A 3,970-nucleotide genomic window follows, 5' to 3' on the forward strand; every position below is an offset into this window, starting at 1 on the left:
AAACCTTGATAAATTCTGGCATTCAAACTATTTGAGTCCTTCTAGCTTGTCACGAATCCCTTCTCCCCGGCTGCTTTTCTTCAGTCTGTGTCACGCTTTCCCTATATGATCGGATGTAGAGCAACAACTAAATCAACCGCCAATCATGCCCAAAACAGTAGCCGATGTGATGAGTCGCGATCCGATTTTGGCGCGCCCCGAAACGCCCTTAAACGAAGCGATTAAAATTTTAGCCGATCGACGTATTAGCGGCCTTCCCGTTGTAGATGAGAATGGTTTATTGGTAGGAGTCATCTCCGAAACCGACTTGATGTGGCGGGAAACCGGCGTTACTCCGCCCGCTTACATCATGGTACTCGACAGCGTGATTTATCTAGAAAATCCCTCGCGTTACGAGCGAGAACTCCACAAGGCTTTAGGGCAAACAGTAGGAGAAGCGATGAGTCAAGAACCCGTTACCATCGAACCAGACAAATCTGTCCAAGCAGCAGCCAAACTAATGCACGATCGCAGCATCCACCGATTGCCGGTAGTCGATAGTGCTGGCAAAGTAATCGGCATCCTCACTAGGGGAGATATTATCCGATGGATGGCAGCCGAGTCTTAATTAATTGTTGCAGTTGAAGGATTGTATCAGAAAATGAGCCGATCGCTCCTTCAATCTCTAAGCTTTTGGCAATCACCAATTACCAATTACCAATTACCAATTACCAATTACCAATTTTAAAATCGCATGAGTATTACCCCTGAATCTGTCGAACAATTGCTAAATTCCGAGGATTTTGGCGAAAGGTTGCGGGCTGTCAACCAACTGCGACAGCTAGAACCAGCGATCGCCTATAATTTGATTCAAATTGCGATCGGCGACAAAAACGTCCGCGTTAGATACGCAGCCGTCAGCCAAATGTCAACCCTCGGCGAGCAAAATCTGCCGAACGCTTTAGAGGTACTGCTTCACAGCTTGCGAAACGATCCCGAACCCGACGTGCAAGCAGCCGCAGCCGATGCTTTGGGCGCCTTGAAATTAACCGCTGCTTTAGAAGATTTGCAGCAAGTTTACAGCAGTACATCTGAATGGTTGGTGCAACTCAGCATCGTCGCAGCTTTGGGAGAAATGGGCGATCCAAAAGCATTTCCGATGTTAGAAAATGCCCTGGGTTCTGAAAACGAATTGATCCAAACTATTGCCATCAGTGCATTAGGAGAATTAGGGGATAAACGGGCCCTGCCGCTGCTGCTTCCCTACGCTTCCAATGCAGATTGGCAGATTCGTTATAGAGTCGCCCAAGCTTTGGGGCGGTTGGGCGGTGTCGAAGCAGATGCAGCTTTGGAAATTCTTGCCAAAGATGAGGTTGAGCAAGTGTCTCAGGAGGCTAAAGTCGGACAAGATAATATTTTGAAATTGTGAGTTTTGAGCGGTGAATTTTGAATTAATTGAGAATTTTTTGTGAGGATTCTACTAAAAAATTAGTTGGCGCGCGATCGCTAACAAGAGTGAAACCCGGTTTCTTCGTAGATTTTTCGTAACTAAACGCAAAACTCGAAGAAACCGGGTTTCTAGCCCCCAGCCCGCGAACTGGGCGCGCAATATGAACCTTAGTGACGCTCCTACATCAACCGCAAGCGGTATATTGTAGGCATCTGAGTCCTGTTAAGGATATCGAGATCTTCCTTCCCGCGGACTCCAATGGTTTCCCTTTACGGCGTTTTATAGTGAGGAACACGTCCCGCCCCACTTGTCACCTGAATTTTTTGGACTTAGACCCAGATTGTTATTCTTTGATCCAAGATCTAAGTATTTTACCACGACTATTGAACTTTTGTTCATCTCGTCATCCACCCGCCCACTGCTCAAAGCTGCGCTTTGAGATTATGGACAGGTGGAATCGGAGTCTCACACGCCTCTCATCCCACACTAACCTTCGATCGGTATAGTGTGGGGATTCCCGTCTGTTAAGCTAATCAGGAAAAATCTCAAATCTCAAGCTCTATCTCAGATTCCGCACAGGGCGGTTTTATTGTCGTCAGACAAGTTAGGTACGTAGTTGCGCTTAAGCGCTCTTTCCTAATATTATAAAGAGCGCTTAAGCGCAACTACGTACCTCGATCCAGATGCGAGCCGATCTTTGAGCGATACTTAGGGCATGGGGCATACCTCACTTTTTTTGAGAACCGCTATAAACTGTATTGTTGTACGTATATTAACGGTTAAACCTTAAAAAGCAAGTATAATAAATTACCTTAAAAATAATGTTGTGGGTAATTGTTCTGCGTGACGCGCTCGTGGCTGCGGAATCTCGGTTGTATTGATGCCACGGGCGATCGCACTCTTGGCTTTTTTCAACCAGAGTCCGGATATTGACATCCGCAGTTGAAGAATAGGTATAATAACAATAGATACAACAGTGGCAGGGATTAAGACAATTGTTGAAGCCTGCCCAGCCTGCGATCGGGGAAATTATCGTTAAGACGGTAAGCCATCTACCAGCTCAGCCCAGTCTTAAACATTTTTATCATCCCCATGCTTGAACAACTACAAAATTCCGATTCTCAGTCTGCGGACATTTTAACAGGAGAGCGATCGGCTTCTCAACTGTCACAACCCGCACCAGCCACAACCAATCAAAACTTTATTTATAAAGTTTTAGAACTTACGAACATAGAGCGCAGCAAATTGAGTTTGTCCCCCCTAACCTTAAATACTCAGTTGTTGAATGCGGCGCAAAATCACACCCAAAACATGGCAGTGCAAGACTTTTTCGATCACACCGGAAAAGATGGTTCGTCAATGGGAAATCGGATTACTGCAACGGGCTATAAATTCAGCTCGGCAGCAGAAAATATCGCTGCGGGATCGTCTACACCCGACCAAGTTGTATCATCATGGATGAACAGCAGTGGCCACCGGGCTAACATTCTTAATCCGAATCTGAAAGAGATTGGCATTGGTTACTATTTCCTAGCCAACGATACTGGCAGCGTCAATTACAATCACTATTGGACGCAAGTTTTTGCTACTTCGCTTGATGGTAGTGTCAATCCCGCACCACCTCCAACGCCAACTCCAACTCCAACTCCCACACCAACTCCCGTACCAACTCCAACTCCAACTCCAACACCCAGCACATTAGTCTCCATTACTTCGCCAATACCCAATGCTACAGGGGACGGCACCCCGACGACAGCACCCAAGAATACAGCCAGCGGTGGCAATTATTTCCTATCAGATGCTGCTGATACTCAAATACCTGCCAGCGCTGTGGGATTGCAAATTTTTGCCCTTTCCGGGAAAGACAATCTCACTGGAGGAGCAGGCGCTGATACGATTAATGGAATGCAAGGCGCGGATACAATTAACGGCGCAGGTGGTAATGACATCTTATCCGGCGGTAAAGATTCGGATTTAATTGATGGCGGTGTTGGTAATGATTTTATCAGCGGCAACAATGATAACGATCGACTAATCGGAGGAGATGGCAACGATACTCTCCGGGGCGGCAAGGAAAATGATATCTTGATTGGCGGTAACGGCGATGATTTGCTGGGGGGCGATCGCGGGCAAGACATTCTGACCGGCGGTGCTGGAAGTGATACGTTTATCCTAGCAGGAGGTTTGTCTGTTTCGGCTACGTTAGTTGGTGCCGATGTGATTACCGATTTTGTCGCCGGGGATAAGATTGGTTTAACCGACGGGATCGGATTTGCCAACTTGACTTTTGAATCTGTGAGTTTGAAGTTGGATGCAGGTGCAAGCATCGCTTCTACGGCGATTAAGTCGGGGGCTAATTATTTGGGAATCGTGCAGGGTGTAAGTCAAAGTCAGCTTACATCTTCTGTTTTTGTGAGTGCAATTTAGGAAGTAGATCGGGCAGTTGAAAGAGACTGTTGGCGAATGTCTGAGGGGTGTCACCCCTCAGACATTGCCGTCCTGAATAGGCAGAATGATTGTGTAATCACGCACCATATTAAA

General features: G+C 46.7%; 4 protein-coding genes. 3 read left to right on the forward strand and 1 reads right to left on the reverse strand.

Annotation, left to right across the window (positions count from 1 at the left end; translation table 11 throughout):
* Positions 1-145: 145 nt before the first annotated feature.
* Positions 146-607 (forward strand): CBS domain-containing protein, encoded by a 462-nt coding sequence (locus JGK20_RS33310; protein WP_293182698.1) that lies wholly within the window; start codon positions 146-148, stop codon positions 605-607.
* A 126-nt stretch (positions 608-733) separates the two neighbouring features.
* Entirely contained in the window at positions 734-1,408 is a 675-nt protein-coding gene (nblB, locus tag JGK20_RS33315; protein WP_293182700.1) for a phycobilisome degradation protein NblB, read from the forward strand.
* 828 nt (positions 1,409-2,236) lie between these two features.
* Here the strand turns inward: nblB and JGK20_RS33320 are convergent.
* On the reverse strand, positions 2,237-2,365 hold the full coding sequence (locus tag JGK20_RS33320; RefSeq protein ID WP_293233675.1) for a hypothetical protein: 129 nt from the start codon (positions 2,363-2,365) through the stop codon (positions 2,237-2,239).
* A gap of 156 nt (positions 2,366-2,521) precedes the next feature.
* Between JGK20_RS33320 and JGK20_RS33325 the strand changes: the two genes are divergently transcribed.
* Positions 2,522-3,856, forward strand: a complete 1,335-nt coding sequence (locus tag JGK20_RS33325) for a CAP domain-containing protein (protein WP_293233677.1) — start codon at positions 2,522-2,524, stop codon at positions 3,854-3,856.
* The last annotated feature ends 114 nt before the right edge of the window (positions 3,857-3,970 follow it).

This window comes from Microcoleus sp. PH2017_05_CCC_O_A, from assembly GCF_020738785.1.
In the GTDB taxonomy this organism is placed as follows: domain Bacteria; phylum Cyanobacteriota; class Cyanobacteriia; order Cyanobacteriales; family Microcoleaceae; genus Microcoleus.